A 15,410-nucleotide genomic window follows, 5' to 3' on the forward strand; every position below is an offset into this window, starting at 1 on the left:
CAACCGTTAGTCGCCCACAACCCCCGCTCCCCGAGCTATTAGGCGCCCCCACCCGCGGTCCAACCGTAAATTGACCGCATGCCAACGCCGCCGCTCCCAACCTCCCACACCGAACCCGACGGTTCAGCCGTCATCCGAGTCCTCAGCTACAACATCCGCTCCATGCGCGACGACACCGAGGCGCTGGCCCGAGTCATCCGTGCCTGCGCCCCCGACCTCGTACTGGTCCAAGAAGCCCCCCGCTTCTTCCGCTGGCGGAAAAAACTGGCCCGCCTGGCCGCAGCGTCGGGCCAGGTGATCCTCTCCGGCGGGGCCACCGCTTCCGGCCCCGCCCTCCTCTCCTCCCTCCGGGCAACAGTCGAGCGCAGCGAGGACGTACTCCTGCCCCTCACCCCCGGCCTCCACCGCCGCGGCTTCGCCACCGCGGTCGTACGGTTCGGAGCCGCCCGCCTCGGCGTGCTGAGCTGCCACCTCTCGCTGCAGAAGGACGAACGCTACGAGCAGGGCGGCCTGCTCCTCGACCGCCTGGCCGCACTCGAAGCGCCGTACGCGATCGCAGGCGGCGACGTGAACGAAGGCCCCGGCGGCCGTACGTTCAAACGCCTCGCCACCGAACTCCAGGACTGCTGGGCGGTCGCTCCCTGGGGCGGCGAGTACACCTCCACGCCTACCGACCCGCACCAGCGGATCGACGCCCTCTTCGCCACCGAGGGCATCGAAGTCCTGGGCTGCGGCGTGCCCTTGGGTCAACCGGGCGTCAGGGAAACAGACTTGAGGGCGGCCACGGACCATCTGCCCGTACTGGCCGCCCTCAGAGTGCCCGCCCATAAGTAGGAGCGCGGGACCGCGGTCACACCACCGCGCCGCGCCCCGGATCATCGTCCTCGTCCTCGTCGCCCGGATGCATCCGCAGGACCAGCGTGCCGAAGCCGCCCACGAAGCCGCCGATGCCGAGCGTGGTCAGCCACCAAGTCATGTGCCAGTCGAACAGCACGGCGAGCAGCAGCAGAAGCGGGCCGCCGAGCACGGCGAGCCAGGCGAACTTGGCCGTGGTGTCCGCGGCGGGCAGCGGGGGCGGCTCGGGCGGTACGAAGTGGCCCTCGTCGTCCGCGTCGAAGTCCTCCTCGGAGGGCTCCGGCGCCTGGTAGTCGCGCGGGCCCCCGACCCCGGGCGGGAAGGCGACGGAGCTGCCGAGCGGCTTCTCGCCGGCGGGCTTGTCGCCCCCCTTCCTGAAGTCTGCCTTCTTGCCAGCCGTCGACTGATCGTCCGCCGTATCGCCGTCGGAACCCTCGGACGCCGAGGAGCCCCTGGGCCTCTCCTTGGTGTCCCCGGGCCGCTCGGAGTCGGCGCCGTCCGGCTCGTTCGGACCCTTCGCGTCGTTCGTCCCGGACTCCAGGAGTGCCAGGTCCTCGACCGACTTGAAGGGCTTGGCGCCGGGCGGGTCCGGCGGTTCATCGCCGTACCCGGCGACGATCGCAGCCCAGGCCGCGGCCTCGTCGAACGACGGGCCCTGCTCCTCGCCGGGCGGCGCGTCCTTCTCCTCGGGCTCGCGGTCCGCGTCGTGCTCAGCCACCAGTGGCCGTCCCTTCCTGCTGACCCACCTGACCTGCCTGACCTGACTGGTCCATCCGAACCGCGTCGGGCTGCTTGCCGGCTTCCGGCGCCAGCCGCTCGACGAAGGCGAAGCTCTCCTCGAAAATACGGTCCGCGTCGTGGTCCAACGTCGCGACGTGGTAGCTCTGTTCCAGCACGATCTCCTGTACGTCCGTGGAGGACACCCGGCTCAGCACCCGCGCCGAGTCGGCCGGCGGCACCACATGGTCCTGGACGCTGTGCAGAAGCAGCAGCGGCTGCGTGACCTGCGGAAGCTCGCCGTCGACCAGCCGGAAGAAGTTCCGCAACGAGTGCGCCGCGTGCAGCGGAACCTTGTCGTAGCCGATCTCGACGCTGCCCTCCTTGGCGATGTCGCTGGCGATTCCCTTCGTCGTACGGACCACGTGGCGGGCCAGCGGAAGGGCGTACGCGGACAGCCCGTGCACCTTGTTCGCCGGGTTGACGACGACGATGCCGCTCACCGCGTCCCCGTGCTTCGCGGCCAGCCGCAGGGCCAGCGCGCCGCCCATGGAGAGTCCGCAGACGAAGACCTGGGAGCAGCGCTCACGCAGGGCGCGCAGCTCGCGGTCCACCTCCGCGTACCAGTCCTGCCAGCCGGTGAGCTGCATGTCCTCCCAGCGTGTGCCGTGTCCGGGCAGCAGGGGCAGCGAGACGGTCAGACCGCGCTCGGCGAGATACTCCGCCCAGGGGCGCAGCGACTGCGGGGAACCCGTGAAGCCATGGCAGAGGAGCACACCGACCTCTCCGCCGTCGTGGCGGTACGGCTCGGCTCCAGGAAGGACCGGCACCTTCGGTCTCCTGTTCGTCTGAAGGGGCGTACAAAGGGACGTACCAAGGAATGTCTCAAAGGGTGTTCAGGGGCGTTCAGGGGTGTTCATCCGACAGGGGCGACAAGACGATCACCCCGAGACTTCGAGGTGTACTTCACCGTACGCGACGGCACTGACACCGACCAGGGCCGTCGGGTCCTTTGACAGTGCTCCGGGTTAGGGTCTGATCCACGGACACAGGAGGCAGTCGGGTGATCTATGGCGCGATGAAGGTTGCCGTCGGAGGGCCTCTGAAGCTCGCCTTCAGGCCCTGGGTGGAGGGCCTCGAGCACGTACCCGCCGAGGGTCCCGCGATACTGGCGAGCAACCACCTGTCGTTCTCGGACTCCTTCTTCCTGCCCGCCGTCCTCGACCGCAAGGTCACCTTCATCGCGAAGGCCGAGTACTTCACGACGCCCGGCGTCAAGGGTCGTATGACAGCCGCCTTCTTCAAGGGCGTCGGCCAGCTTCCGGTGGACCGTTCCGGAGCCCGTGGCGCGGGACAGGCGGCCATCCAGAGCGGCCTGGACGTGCTCGAGCGCGGCGAGCTGTTCGGCATCTATCCCGAGGGCACGCGCTCACCCGACGGCCGCCTCTACCGGGGCAAGCCCGGCGGCCTCGCGCGCGTGGCGCTCGCCAGCGGGGCGCCGGTCATCCCGGTCGCCATGATCGACACGGAGAAGATCCAGCCGCCCGGCAAGGTAGTCCCGAAGCTGATGCGCCCGGGGATCCGCATCGGGAAGCCGCTGGACTTCAGCCGGTACCAGGGCATGGAGCACGACCGGTTCGTCCTGCGCGCCCTGACCGACGAGGTCATGTACGAGATCATGAGGCTCTCCGGCCAGGAGTACGTCGACATCTACGCGACCGCCGCCAAACGGCAGCTCGCGGATGCGGCGAAGGCGGAGAAACAGGCGCAGAAGCAGGCCGGACAGGCACGCAAGGAACAGGACGCCGAGAAGGCGGCCGAGCAGGAAGCGGGCGGACAGGAAGCGGAGAAGGACGCCGGGAAGGAACGGTCCGGGTCCTAGGCGCGTCCGTCTGGGGTGGGTTGTCGTCAGGGTCAAGGGGGGCGGGGGACATGGCCAAGCGCGAGCGAGTCATGAGGATGTCGGTCGAGCAGCCGCTGTGGCGCGCGCTCTCGGCCTACCGCGTACTGACGATGTGCTACGCGATCGGCCTCTTCGTCAGCGCCTACGACGAGTTCCCCCGGCCGGAAGTGGCCATCGCCTTCCTGTCCGTGCTCTTCGTGTGGACGCTGGCGACGCTGCCCAAGGTGGCCAACGAGGCGAGCTGCACCAAGCGGTTCCTGGCCGCCGACCTGACCGTCGCGCTCACCGGCATCCTGCTCACCCCGGTCGCGGACTCCCACGACCGGATCGTCACCGGTGGGCCGACGCTGCCGTCGATATGGACCGCGGGCTCCGTCCTCGCCTTCGCGATCAAGGGCGGCTGGCGCTGGGCGGCCTTCGCGTCGACGCTCGTAGGCATCGCGAACGTCGTCCAGCGAGGAGCACTCAGCCAGGACACCCTCCACAACGTGCTGCTCGTCTGGGTCGCCTCCATCGCCATCGGCTACGTAGTCGAGGTCGCCCGAGCCTCCGAACGCACCCTCGCGCGCGCCCTGGAGATCGAGGCCACGACGCGCGAGCGCGAGCGCCTGGCCCGCGACATCCACGACAGCGTCCTCCAGGTCCTCGCGATGGTGCAGCGCCGCGGCTCCGCACTGGGCGGCGATGCGGCGGAACTGGGCCGTATGGCAGGCGAGCAGGAGGTAGCCCTGCGCACCCTGGTCTCCGGCGGCATCCCGCCCTCCCGCGTCTCGGAGGACGCAACGCAGGGAGCCCTGGTCCGCGCGATCGACGAACCCGACGACTCCGACGAGACCGAGGACACCCCTCGCGACCTCCGCACCCTGCTGACCCCGTACGCCACCGCGAAGGTCACCTTCTCCGAACCCGGCGCCCCCGTCCTCCTGCCCCCCTCCACGGCAAAGGAACTGGCAGCAGCGGTAGGAGCCGCCCTGGACAACGTCCACCGCCACGCAGGCGAAACAGCCCGAGCCTGGATCCTGATCGAGGACGAACCAGACACAGTGATCGTCACAGTCCGAGACGACGGCCCCGGAATCCCAGAGGGCCGCCTGGCCCAGGCCGAGGGAGAGGGCCGCATGGGCGTAGCCCTCTCCATCAGAGGCCGCCTAAGAGACATAGGCGGCACAGCAGAACTGATCTCAATACCCGGGCAGGGCACGGAAGTAGAACTAAGGGCCCCAAAACACTGAGGGCTTCGAAGTAACGAGGTCCTGCAGGAGGCGCCCTGTCAGGGGCGCGGGGAACTGCGCGACCAGCCCAAACGGACCGGCACCCGGGATACAACCCATGGGGGCCTGGGGGCGAAGCCCCCAGTTCCGGGAAGGGGCGGGGCTGGGGAAAAGAAAGCCACGAAGCGGGAGCAACGATGAGTGACCAGCAAAACCCGATCAAGGTCATGGTGGTCGACGACCACCCCATGTGGCGGGACGCCGTGGCTCGCGACCTGACCGAGGCCGGCTTCAACGTAACGGCCACGGCAGGCGACGGCGACCAGGCCATACGCCGAGCCCAGGCAGCCACCCCCGACGTACTGGTACTGGACCTGAACCTCCCCGCCAAGCCCGGCGTACAGGTCTGCAAGGAACTAGTGGGAGCCAACCCAGCCCTACGCGTCCTGGTCCTCTCCGCAAGCGGCGAACACGCCGACGTCCTGGAAGCAGTCAAGTCAGGAGCCACCGGCTACCTCCTGAAGTCCGCCTCCACGGAGGAACTCATCGACGCGGTCCGCCGCACAGCCGCAGGCGACCCCGTCTTCACCCCCGGCCTAGCAGGCCTGGTCCTGGGCGAGTACCGCAGACTCGCCTCAGAGCCCGCCCCCGCCCCCGGCGCCGACGAGCCCAAGGCCCCCCAGCTGACCGACCGCGAGACGGAGGTCCTGCGCCTGGTAGCCAAGGGCCTGAGCTACAAGCAGATCGCCGAACGCCTCGTGATCTCCCACCGCACCGTCCAGAATCACGTCCAGAACACCCTCGGCAAACTCCAGCTCCACAACCGCGTAGAACTCGTCCGCTACGCGATCGAGCGAGGCCTCGACGACGAGTAGACGAGTAACCGAGAGCCAGGCCACCGCCCGCTCAGCCGTCAGCCGCAAACACCCGGCACCGAGTCAACCCATCCACCCGGCTCCCACCTTCGGATGAACCTCAAAGATCAATCTCCGCACAATTCACCGGAATTGACCTTCCGCCCCATGCCTAAGTGACCTGGATCACTATTAGCGTGACCTCCATCAGGCAACCGCGGCGAAGGGACTTTTCCAATGCGGGTCGGAGTACTGACCGGAGGCGGCGACTGCCCCGGACTCAACGCCGTCATCCGAGGCATCGTCCGCAAGGGCGTGCAGGAGTACGGCTACGACTTCACCGGCTACCGGGACGGCTGGCGCGGTCCGCTGGAGGGCGACACCACCCAGCTCGACATCCCCGCCGTACGCGGCATCCTGCCCCGTGGCGGCACCATCCTCGGCTCCTCGCGCACCAACCCCCTCAAGGTGGACGGCGGCATCCGCCGGATCAAGGAGAACCTCGAAAAGGACGAGGTCGACGCCCTGATCGCGATCGGCGGAGAGGACACCCTCGGCGTCGCCGCGAGCCTCTCCGACGACTACGGCGTCCCCTGCGTCGGCGTACCCAAGACCATCGACAACGACCTCTCGGCCACCGACTACACCTTCGGCTTCGACACGGCCGTCAACATCGCCACGGAGGCCATCGACCGCCTCCACACCACCGCCGAGTCACATATGCGTGTCCTCGTCGTCGAGGTCATGGGCCGGCACGCAGGCTGGATCGCCATCCACTCCGGACTGGCCGGCGGCGCCAACGTCATCCTCATCCCCGAGCAGCCCTTCGACGTCGACCAGGTCTGCGCCTGGGTCACCTCCCGCTTCAAGGCCTCGTACGCCCCGATCGTCGTCGTCTCCGAGGGAGCGAAGCCCAAGGACGGCGACATGGTGCTCAAGGACGGTTCGCTGGACGAGTTCGGGCACGTCCGGCTCTCCGGCGTCGGCGAATGGCTGGCCAAGGAGATCGAGAGGCGCACCGGCAAGGAGGCCCGTACGACGGTCCTCGGCCACGTCCAGCGCGGCGGCACCCCCAGCGCCTTCGACCGCTGGCTCGCCACCCGCTTCGGCCTGCACGCCATCGACGCGGTCCGCGAGGGCGACTTCGGCAAGATGGTCGCCCTGCGCGGCACCGACATCGTGCGCGTCCCGATCGCTGAGGCCACGGCCCGGCTGAAGACCGTGGACCCGAAGCTGTACGAGGAGGTCGGCGTGTTCTTCGGCTGAGGCCGCGTAACCGCACGTAAGCGATCTACACGGCGGGGCGCCGCTCGGAGACCGTGCCGGTGCCCCGCAGCTGACCGATCAACTCCCGTACAACAGCGGTGCCGTTGAGACTCAGCACCGACTCCGGGTGGAACTGCACCCCCGCGAACCCGGGCCCGCGCAGCCCGTGCACCTCACCGCTGTTACTCCGGCTGACCTCGACACCGCGCGCCGCCAGCTCCACCGCACGCTCGTCGTCGCAGCGCGCCACGAAGCTGTTGTAGAAGCCGACGGTTTCCGTCCGCCCGAAGAGCTCGATCTCCGTCTGCGCGCCCTGGTAGGGGACTTCCTTCCGTACGATCTCCAGGCCCAGCTCCGCCGCGATCAGCTCGTGCCCGAGGCAGACACCGAGCACGCCGTGCGGGTGACTGCCGAGGACCTGGGCGGTGAGCCCGCGCAGGAACGCCATCTTGGGATCGGCCGTGTCCGAGGGATCACCCGGCCCGGGGCCAAGCACCAGCGGCCCCTCGTGCGCCAGAACCGCCTCCCGCAGCCCCGGCTCGTCGTATCGCCGAACCGACACCTCGAGACCCGACGACCGCAGCAGATGCGCGAGCATCGCCGTGAAGGTGTCCTCCCCGTCGACGACCAGCGCATGGCCCTCCAACTCCGCCGAACGCTCCTGCATCCGCAGCCAGAACGGCGCCAGCGAGGACCGCCGCCCGTCGAGCGCGGCCCGCACCCGCGGATCGTCAGCCAGCCGGGGCCGTACGCGCTCCTCGGCCCGCCTTCCGGGCCGTACCCCCAGAGCGGCCAGCACCCCCGCCGCCTTCGCATGCGTCTCGGCGACCTCGCTCGCCGGATCGGAGCCACGGACGAGCGTGGCACCAACCGGCACCCGCAGCTTTCCGTCCGCGTCGATGTCGGCCGTACGGATCAGGATGGGGGAGTCGAGCGTCTGGGCACCGCCGGAGTCCCGCCCGACGAGCGCCAGCGCCCCGGCGTAGTACCCGCGCCCACCCACCTCGTGCCGCTCGATCACCCGGCAGGCGTTCTGCACCGGCGACCCGGTGACGGTCGCCGCGAACATCGTCTCGCGCAGGACGTCGCGCACATCGAGCGACGACCGCCCCCTCAACTCGTATTCCGTATGCGCGAGATGGGCCATCTCCTTCAGCCGCGGCCCGATGACGACCCCGCCCATGTCACCGACCGTGCACATCATCTTGAGCTCCTCGTCGACGACCATCGACAGCTCCTCGATCTCCTTGCCGTCGGCGAGGAAGTCCAGCAGATCCTCGGGGGTCGGTCCTTCGGCCGGATAGCGATACGTCCCGCTGATCGGGTTCATGACCACCGTCCCTCCCGCCCGTCTCCCACCACCGCCCTCAACCGAGAGCGCTTCGCGCTCGCCCCTTCCACCTGCCATGCGGACGTGCACCTCGGGGCTGGCGCCGACAAGCGTCCGCTCTCCGGTGTGCACCACGAAGGTCCAGTACGCCCCCCGCTCCCCGACGAGCAGCCGCCGGAACAGCGCGAGCGCGTCGGCTCTGCCGAAGCCGGGGATCTCGCCCTCGTACGTGCGCCGGATGACGAAGTTCGCGCCCTCGCCCCGCCCGATCTCCTCCCGCAGCACACGCCCGACGATCTCCGCGTACTCCTCGTCGTCAACGTCGAAGCCACCGCCCGTCACGTGCACGTCGTGTGCGGGCAGCTGCGACAGGGCCTGGTCCAGGGGGAGTTCGTACGTCTCCTCGGGGGTCAGCACCGCGAGCGGCGTACCGTCGTCGCGGACGTCGAAGCCGCGCTCGCGGATCTGCCGGAAGGGGATGAGGGCCAGGCCCTCGTCGGGGATGTCGGCGAGGCGGTCGAACGTGGTGACCGGGCCGAGCAGGACTTCTACGGTGCTGTGGTCGTGTCCGGGGGTACGGCGACGCAGCAGCGCGAACGGGCGGTCGTCGTGCAGGAGCCGGGCCAGGTCCATGGGTTCCTCTTCCATCGTGATCGTCGGTGATCGATGCCGATTGATCGGGAGGAACGGCCCTGGTCGTTAAAACACTGAAGGCCGCCCCTCGGGCGGCCTTCGCGAAGTCTTGCGTACGCGCAGTCAGTGGGCCGCCGGGTGAGCGGTCCACCACCAGTTCTGGTTCTGGGTCTTGGTCGAGTGCGCGAACATGTGCGGCACCTTATCCCATACGAAGCCCATGCCGGGGCCCGGTCGCGGGCGCAGTCCGCTGCCTTCAGGCTTTGTCTCACCAGTCGAACCGGACGAAAATCGCTCGACACGACCCCGTAATGTTTAGTGGGTGACCGTGAACGCTGATACCCAAGCCGTCGCTGCGCAAGCGACCTGGCGAGACCTGCCCGCGGCGCAGCAGCCCGACTACCCCGATGCCGAGGCCCTGCGCGAAGTGATCGCCGAGCTGGCGAGCTATCCGCCCCTCGTCTTCGCGGGCGAGTGCGACCAGCTGCGCGCCCGGATGGGAGCCGTCGCCAGGGGCGAGGCGTTCCTCCTGCAGGGCGGCGACTGCGCGGAGAGCTTCGACGGCGTCGGCGCCGAGCAGATTCGGGCCAAGTTGAAGACGCTGCTTCAGATGGGCGCCGTCCTCACGTACGCGGCCTCCGTGCCGGTCGTCAAGGTCGGCCGTATCGCCGGCCAGTACTCCAAGCCGCGCTCCAAGCCGACCGAGACCCGCGACGGCGTGACCCTGCCGACCTACCGCGGCGACTCCGTCAACGGCTTCGAGTTCACCGAGGCCGCCCGCATCCCGGACCCCGAGCGCCTGAAGCGGATGTACCACGCCTCCGCCTCCACGCTGAACCTGGTGCGCGCCTTCACCACCGGCGGCTACGCCGACCTGCGCCAGGTACACGCCTGGAACCAGGACTTCGTGAAGTCGTCCCCCTCCGGGCAGCGCTATGAGCAGCTGGCGCGCGAGATCGACCAGGCCCTGAACTTCATGCACGCCTGCGGGGCCGACCCGGAGGAGTTCAAGACCGTCGAGTTCTACTCCTCGCACGAGGCGCTGCTGCTCGACTACGAATCGGCGCTGACCAGGGTCGATTCCCGTACGGGGCAGCTGTACGACGTCTCGGCCCACATGGTGTGGATCGGTGAGCGCACCCGGCAGATGGACGGCGCGCACATCGAGTTCGCCTCGAAGATCCGCAACCCGCTGGGCATCAAGCTGGGTCCGACGACGACGGCCGAGGACGCGCTGCAGTACATCGAGCGTCTCGACCCGGAGCGTGAGCCGGGCCGGCTGACCTTCGTCGTCCGTATGGGCGCCGACAAGGTCCGCGACAAGCTGCCCGAGCTGGTCGAGAAGGTCACCGCCTCGGGCGCGACCGTGGCCTGGGTGACCGACCCGATGCACGGCAACACCTTCGAGGCGGCGTCCGGGCACAAGACCCGCCGCTTCGACGACGTACTCGACGAGGTCAAGGGCTTCTTCGAGGTTCACAAGGAGCTGGGTACGCACCCGGGCGGCATCCACGTGGAGCTGACCGGTGACGATGTCACCGAGTGTGTGGGCGGCGGCGACGAGATCTTCGTCGACGATCTGCACCAGCGTTACGAGACGGCCTGCGACCCGCGGCTGAACCGCAGCCAGTCCCTGGATCTGGCGTTCCTGGTGGCGGAGATGTACCGCGACCAGTAGCGGTCCGGTGGGTGCACAGGGCATGCGATGGGGCGTGGATCACATACGATCCACGCCCCATCCCACTTTTACGATGCACCCCTGCCGGGTAAGGTTAGGTTTGCCTCACCGATAAATCTGCCGATAAGTCGGGATGGCGCGACCTGTCTGTCCCGCTTTTCTCCCGTCGGGTGGTGAACCGCGTGTACGTCTGCAACTGCTTCGGTGTCACCGAGGCACAGGTGAGGCAGCACGCGGAAGCCGGTGCTTGCACGCCTCGCCAGATCGCGTCGGCCTGCAAGGCGGGCACCGACTGCGGTTCCTGCGTACGACGCATTCAGGCACTGTTGGGCCGGGGCGCGTTCCGCGATGAGGTCGCCGATCAGGCGCGGTCCGCGCTCGCCGGGGTGTCGGAGCTGGACGAAGCCGCGTAGGCGTGAAGCCGCATAGGTGGGCGGCTGCTCAGCTGTCCGGCTGTTCGATGAGCTGGGCGATGTAGAGGGCCTCGCCGAGTTTCTCCACCAGTTCCAGCTGGGTGTCCAGGTAATCGATGTGATGCTCCTCGTCCTTGAGGATCGACTCGAAGATGTTCGCCGAGGTGATGTCGCCCTTGTTCCGCATCACCTCGATACCGCGCCTGAGGCGGTCGATCGCCTCGACTTCGACCTGCCGGTCGGCCTTGAACATCTCGGTGACCGTCTGTCCGACCCGGACGTGGAAGAGCCGCTGGTAGTTCGGCAGGCCTTCCAGAAAGAGGATCCGGTCGGTGAGGGTCTCCGCGTGCTTCATCTCGTCGAAGGACTCGGCCCGGGTGTATTTCGCGAGCTTTGTCCAGCCGAAGTTCTCCTGCATTTTCGCGTGCAGGAAGTACTGGTTGATCGCGGTCAGTTCGGCGGTCAACTGCTCATTGAGGAATTCGAGGACCTCGGGGTCGCCCTGCATTGCAGAGGCTCCTTCCACGCGGGGAACAGGCCAGATGCGCCGCATGATTCCACCGGCTTCTGAGACCGTCCAGTAAGTGCAGGCTTAGTAGCAGATGCCCGAATCGGGACAGGCCTGGTCATCTGCACCGACTCTGGTCTGTCAGGATGGAGGCATGGGTCAGCCGGTGGAGCGAGAATCTGGAGATGCGGCGCAGTCGGAGCTTCCGCCGGGGCAGCGACTGCAGCGTGGCTGGCCGGTTACGCACTACGGACCCGTCCCCAAGTTCCGGCCCGAACGCTGGGAGTTCAGGGTCTTCGGCGCCACCGCCGACGGCGAGAAGCACTGCTGGAACCACGAGGAATTCTCGGCCCTGCCGTATACCACCGTCGTGGCCGACCTGCACTGCGTGACGAAGTTCAGCATGCTCGGAGCCGAATGGGGCGGCGTCCCGGCCCGTACGCTCCTGGAAATCGCCCCGCCCGCAGCCACCGTCACGCATGTCATGGTCTGGGCGGAATACGGCTTCAGCTCGAACCTCCGCCTCACCGACTTCGCCGCCGAGCGCACGATCTTCGCCACCCACAAGGACGGCGAACTCCTCACCGCGGAACACGGCTTCCCCCTGCGCCTGGTGGTGCCCCACCTGTACGCCTGGAAGGGCCCCAAGTGGGTCCGCGGCATCGAATACATGACAGCCGACCGCCGAGGCTTCTGGGAAGAACGCGGCTACCACAACATCGGCGACCCCTGGCGCGAACAGCGCTACTCGTACCAGGAAGAGCCGGGGGACGGGCCCGAGCTCTGAGCTCCCGCAGGCGAGTGCTGTCGTTCTGGCCGCGGCGGTAGGCTCATGGGCGGTTACCACGACAACTGTGCAGGGAGCCCTCCATGGCCGTGTTCAACGTGATCTTCTCGGAGGCTGCGGCACGGGTCCGTGACAGCCTGCCGGAGGACCGCCTTGAGGTACTCCAGCGCGGCCTGGCCATAGTGGCCATGGATCCCCGTACCAAGATCTCCGCAGCCATCTCGGATGACGAGAACACCCGCTCGCTCGCGCTGACCCACTCCATGGCAATCGAATACGTCATCAGCGACGGTCTGCTGATCGTGCTCGTGGTCCACCTCGTCGACACGTCACACGTGCTCTTCGAGACGGAGGACTGACCCGGCGCGTAGCCCTCAGCCGTCCCGGAGCTTTTTGAGCCGCTCCACGTCCGCCGCGTGACCCTCCTTGCCGCCGGGGGTTTCGATGATCAGGGGTACGCCCTCAGTGGCGGGGTGGGTCATCAGGGCGCGGAAGGGATCCTCGCCGATGTGGCCGGCGCCGATATTCGCGTGACGGTCCTTGTGGGCGCCGACCACGGCCTGGGAGTCGTTGGCGTGGATCAGTTTCAGGCGGCCCTCGCCGATCGTGTTCACCAGTAGGTCGAGGGTTTGGTGTGTGCCGGTGGGGCCGGTGAGGTCGTGGCCTGCGGCGAAGATGTGGCAGGTGTCCAGGCAGACGCCGAGCTTCGGGTGGGCGTCGAGCGCCTCGAAGTACGGGCCGAAGTCCCAGGTCCGGGAGCACAGGGACGCGCCCTGGCCCGCGGTCGACTCGATGAGCAGGTCCGGGTCGTCGTCGTGGGTCAGCTCGTCGAGGAGCGGCAGCAGATGCTCGCGTACCTGCTGCAGCGCGACCGCCCGCGTCCGGCCGCCGGTCGCCGAACCGGTGTGGACGACGACTCCCCGCGCCCCGATCGCGCGCCCGCGCCGCAGTGAGTGCCGCAGCGACTCCACGGATCGCTCCAGGGTCGCTTCGGTGTGCGAGCCGAGGTTGATCAGATAGGGCGCGTGGACGTACGCGGGGATCGACCCCGCCGCACAGGCCGCAAGGAACTCCTCGTCCTGCCGCGGATTCCCCGGCGGAGTCGCCCAGCCGCGCGGGTTGGCGACGAAGACCTGGACGGTCTCGGCGCCCAGATCACGCGCGTACGACAGACCTACGGAGGCGAGGCCGCCGGCCACGGGGACATGGCTGCCGACGGGGTTGCGGGACTGCGGAGTGCTCACCCGTTCAGGGTGCCATGGCGCCCCGCGCGCCCCCTCGGCGGATGCCGGTCAGCCGTGGCCGACCCCCGTCACTCGATCTCGATGGTGATCTCTGAGCCCTCCGGCGCCGTCTCGCCACCGGCCACCGACTGCCCCTTGACCGTGTCCCCACCGAAGAGCCCGAGGAAGCCCCGGTCCTCCTTGACCTTGAAGCCGGCGCCCTCCAGCTCCCGCCTGGCGTCGTCGACCTTGTCGCCCACGACGTCCGGGACCTCGATCTGCTTCGGGCCCTTGGAGATGGTCAGCGTGACGGTGTCGCCCTCGCCCAACTGCCGTTCCGGGGACGGCGACTGCTGGGCGACCAGGCCCGCCTCGAACTCGGAGTTGATCTGCTGAGGGGCGATCTCGACCTTCAGGCCCGCGTCCTCGAGCTCCTGCCGCGCGTCGGCAAGCTCGTCGCCCGTGACATCCGGCACATCCACCGGGCTGCCCTTGCTGACGGTGAGCGCGATGGCGGAGCCCGCGCGGCGCGTGGTGCCCGCACCCGGCTCCGTACTGATCACAAAGCCGAAGGTGACCTCGTCGCTGAAGGCCCTGGTGATCATGCCCGCCTTCAGGCCCTCCTCCTTCAGCCGTGCCCGTGCCTTGTCCAGCGTGTAGCCCTCCACATTGGGCACCCGTACGTTCTTCGGGCCCCTGGAGATCGTCAGCGACACCGGGTCGTTGTCACGGATCCGGGCGCCCGCCTTGGGGTCGCTGCTGATGACCGTGCCGCGCTCGACGGTGTCGCTGTACTCGCGCTCGACCGGCCCGACATCGAGCCCGGCGCTTGCGAGCCGGTCCTTGGCCTTCGCCTCGGTCATCGCGAGCAGCGGCGGGACCTTCGTGAACTGGCCGGAGTTGATGTACCAGACACCCGCACCGAGCCCGAGGACCAGCAGCATGGCCGCGACGATCGCGAGCACACCGCGCCGCGGGAACGGGGCACGGGCACGGCGACGCGAAGGGGCGTCTGGGGGCGGGGTCTGAAGGACGCTCGTGTGCTGGAACCCGCGATCGCCGCCGTCCTCGTTCACGGGAAGCGGCCGCGGCATGGACAGCGCGCGCGGGATCACGCTCGTACGGTCCTCGCCGATGTCGTGGTCCTCGGTGAGCGCCTGCGGCGGCCACGCGTCCAGCTGCTCGGCGGTCAGCCTGCCGCGTGCGTCCCGGACCTGTGCGAGCAGGGCCACCGCGTCGTGCGGACGTACGTCCGCGGCGCGGGCGGTCGCCGACGCGACCAGTTGGTCGAGCTCGTAGGCCAGGCCCGGCACTTCCGCCGACGGCGGCGGTACGTCCTCGTGGAGGTGCTTGTAGAGCACCGCGGCGGGCGAGTCCGCGAGGTGCGGCCGGTCGCCGGTCAGCATCTCGTAGAGGACGATCCCGCAGGCGTACACGTCGACGCGTGGATCGGCCGTGCCGTGTTCTATCTGCTCCGGGGCCAGATACGACACCGTGCCGAGCACGGACCCGGTCGTGTTGGTGACCGTGTCCACAGCCCGTACCAGGCCGAAATCGGCCACCTTGACCCGGCCGTCGTCCCCTATGAGGACGTTCTCCGGCTTCATGTCACGGTGCACGAACCCGGCGCGGTGCGCACCGCCGAGCGCGGCGAGCACCGGCTCCAGGATGTCGAGCGCCGCCCGCGGCTGCAGGGCCCCGCGCTCGTGCAGTACGTCCCTCAGGGTGCACCCGGCGACGTACTCCATGGCCAGGTAGACGTACGGCCCGTCGGTCCCCTGGTCGAAAACCTGCACCACATTGGGGTGCGCGAGTCTGGCCACCGACTTGGCCTCGCGGATGAACCGGTCCACGAACGTGGCGTCCGCGGCCAGTCCGGGATGCATCACCTTGAGTGCGAGCACGCGGTCCAGGCGGGTGTCCACGGCCCGATAGACCGTGGCCATCCCACCGACCGCGATGCGCGCGTCGATGCGGTACCGGCCGTCGAGCACCTGACCGACCAACGGGTCCTGAAGGGTCGTATCCACGC

The 15,410-nt window shown here is 68.7% G+C and carries 16 protein-coding genes; 9 read left to right on the top strand and 7 right to left on the bottom strand.

The genetic code is table 11. The features are described 5' to 3' along the window. The first annotated feature begins 78 nt into the window (after nucleotides 1-78). A complete protein-coding gene (locus ACQEVY_RS34985; protein WP_432953370.1) occupies nucleotides 79-834 on the top strand; it encodes an endonuclease/exonuclease/phosphatase family protein in 756 nt (251 codons plus the stop codon). Between the two features lie 16 nt (nucleotides 835-850). Here the strand turns inward: ACQEVY_RS34985 and ACQEVY_RS34990 are convergent, their stop codons facing one another. Continuing rightward, the gene (locus ACQEVY_RS34990; protein ID WP_432953372.1) at nucleotides 851-1,573 is read right to left on the bottom strand and encodes a hypothetical protein; all 723 of its coding nucleotides are present in this window, start codon (nucleotides 1,571-1,573) and stop codon (nucleotides 851-853) included. After that, the gene (locus ACQEVY_RS34995) at nucleotides 1,566-2,402 is read right to left on the bottom strand and encodes an alpha/beta hydrolase (protein ID WP_432953374.1); all 837 of its coding nucleotides are present in this window, start codon (nucleotides 2,400-2,402) and stop codon (nucleotides 1,566-1,568) included. Before ACQEVY_RS34995 ends, ACQEVY_RS34990 begins: the two co-directional genes overlap by 8 nt. Before the next feature lie 248 nt (nucleotides 2,403-2,650). On the opposite strand from ACQEVY_RS34995, the gene ACQEVY_RS35000 reads away from it, so the two are divergent. From ACQEVY_RS35000 to ACQEVY_RS35015, 4 genes are all read left to right on the top strand, one after another. Continuing rightward, complete coding sequence (locus tag ACQEVY_RS35000; protein ID WP_432955573.1) at nucleotides 2,651-3,454, top strand: 1-acyl-sn-glycerol-3-phosphate acyltransferase; 804 nt, start codon at nucleotides 2,651-2,653, stop codon at nucleotides 3,452-3,454. 50 nt (nucleotides 3,455-3,504) lie between these two features. Then, the gene (gene macS, locus ACQEVY_RS35005) at nucleotides 3,505-4,707 is read left to right on the top strand and encodes a MacS family sensor histidine kinase (protein ID WP_432953376.1); all 1,203 of its coding nucleotides are present in this window, start codon (nucleotides 3,505-3,507) and stop codon (nucleotides 4,705-4,707) included. A 176-nt stretch (nucleotides 4,708-4,883) separates the two neighbouring features. Then, on the top strand, nucleotides 4,884-5,561 hold the full coding sequence (locus ACQEVY_RS35010; protein WP_432953378.1) for a response regulator: 678 nt from the start codon (nucleotides 4,884-4,886) through the stop codon (nucleotides 5,559-5,561). 216 nt (nucleotides 5,562-5,777) lie between these two features. Beyond that, on the top strand, nucleotides 5,778-6,806 hold the full coding sequence (locus ACQEVY_RS35015; protein WP_432953380.1) for a 6-phosphofructokinase: 1,029 nt from the start codon (nucleotides 5,778-5,780) through the stop codon (nucleotides 6,804-6,806). A gap of 25 nt (nucleotides 6,807-6,831) precedes the next feature. Here the strand turns inward: ACQEVY_RS35015 and ACQEVY_RS35020 are convergent, their stop codons facing one another. Both ACQEVY_RS35020 and ACQEVY_RS35025 read right to left on the bottom strand, forming a co-directional pair. Further along, complete coding sequence (locus tag ACQEVY_RS35020) at nucleotides 6,832-8,769, bottom strand: anthranilate synthase family protein (protein ID WP_432955574.1); 1,938 nt, start codon at nucleotides 8,767-8,769, stop codon at nucleotides 6,832-6,834. Between the two features lie 123 nt (nucleotides 8,770-8,892). Beyond that, nucleotides 8,893-8,991 (bottom strand): trp operon leader peptide, encoded by a 99-nt coding sequence (locus ACQEVY_RS35025; RefSeq protein WP_432953381.1) that lies wholly within the window; start codon nucleotides 8,989-8,991, stop codon nucleotides 8,893-8,895. A 100-nt stretch (nucleotides 8,992-9,091) separates the two neighbouring features. Between ACQEVY_RS35025 and ACQEVY_RS35030 the strand changes: the two genes are divergently transcribed. Both ACQEVY_RS35030 and ACQEVY_RS35035 read left to right on the top strand, forming a co-directional pair. Next, nucleotides 9,092-10,447, top strand: coding sequence for a class II 3-deoxy-7-phosphoheptulonate synthase (locus tag ACQEVY_RS35030; RefSeq protein ID WP_432953383.1), 1,356 nt, complete (start codon nucleotides 9,092-9,094; stop codon nucleotides 10,445-10,447). 173 nt (nucleotides 10,448-10,620) lie between these two features. Further along, on the top strand, nucleotides 10,621-10,860 hold the full coding sequence (locus tag ACQEVY_RS35035; protein WP_432953385.1) for a (2Fe-2S)-binding protein: 240 nt from the start codon (nucleotides 10,621-10,623) through the stop codon (nucleotides 10,858-10,860). A gap of 28 nt (nucleotides 10,861-10,888) precedes the next feature. Here the strand turns inward: ACQEVY_RS35035 and bfr are convergent, their stop codons facing one another. Then, the gene (gene bfr, locus ACQEVY_RS35040) at nucleotides 10,889-11,368 is read right to left on the bottom strand and encodes a bacterioferritin (RefSeq protein WP_432953387.1); all 480 of its coding nucleotides are present in this window, start codon (nucleotides 11,366-11,368) and stop codon (nucleotides 10,889-10,891) included. A gap of 154 nt (nucleotides 11,369-11,522) precedes the next feature. Here bfr and ACQEVY_RS35045 point away from each other — a divergent pair, with 154 nt between their 5' ends. Beyond that, the gene (locus tag ACQEVY_RS35045; protein ID WP_328772249.1) at nucleotides 11,523-12,155 is read left to right on the top strand and encodes a sulfite oxidase-like oxidoreductase; all 633 of its coding nucleotides are present in this window, start codon (nucleotides 11,523-11,525) and stop codon (nucleotides 12,153-12,155) included. Nucleotides 12,156-12,238: 83 nt separating this feature from the next. Next, complete coding sequence (locus ACQEVY_RS35050) at nucleotides 12,239-12,514, top strand: hypothetical protein (RefSeq protein ID WP_432953389.1); 276 nt, start codon at nucleotides 12,239-12,241, stop codon at nucleotides 12,512-12,514. A gap of 15 nt (nucleotides 12,515-12,529) precedes the next feature. On the opposite strand, the gene ACQEVY_RS35055 is transcribed toward ACQEVY_RS35050, so the two are convergent. Continuing rightward, nucleotides 12,530-13,399 (bottom strand): deoxyribonuclease IV, encoded by an 870-nt coding sequence (locus tag ACQEVY_RS35055; protein ID WP_432953391.1) that lies wholly within the window; start codon nucleotides 13,397-13,399, stop codon nucleotides 12,530-12,532. A 68-nt stretch (nucleotides 13,400-13,467) separates the two neighbouring features. Next, nucleotides 13,468-15,408 (bottom strand): Stk1 family PASTA domain-containing Ser/Thr kinase, encoded by a 1,941-nt coding sequence (gene pknB / locus ACQEVY_RS35060; RefSeq protein WP_432953392.1) that lies wholly within the window; start codon nucleotides 15,406-15,408, stop codon nucleotides 13,468-13,470. Between the last annotated feature and the right edge of the window lie 2 nt (nucleotides 15,409-15,410).

Source organism: Streptomyces sp. CA-288835, assembly GCF_050936385.1.
Lineage (GTDB): Bacteria > Actinomycetota > Actinomycetes > Streptomycetales > Streptomycetaceae > Streptomyces.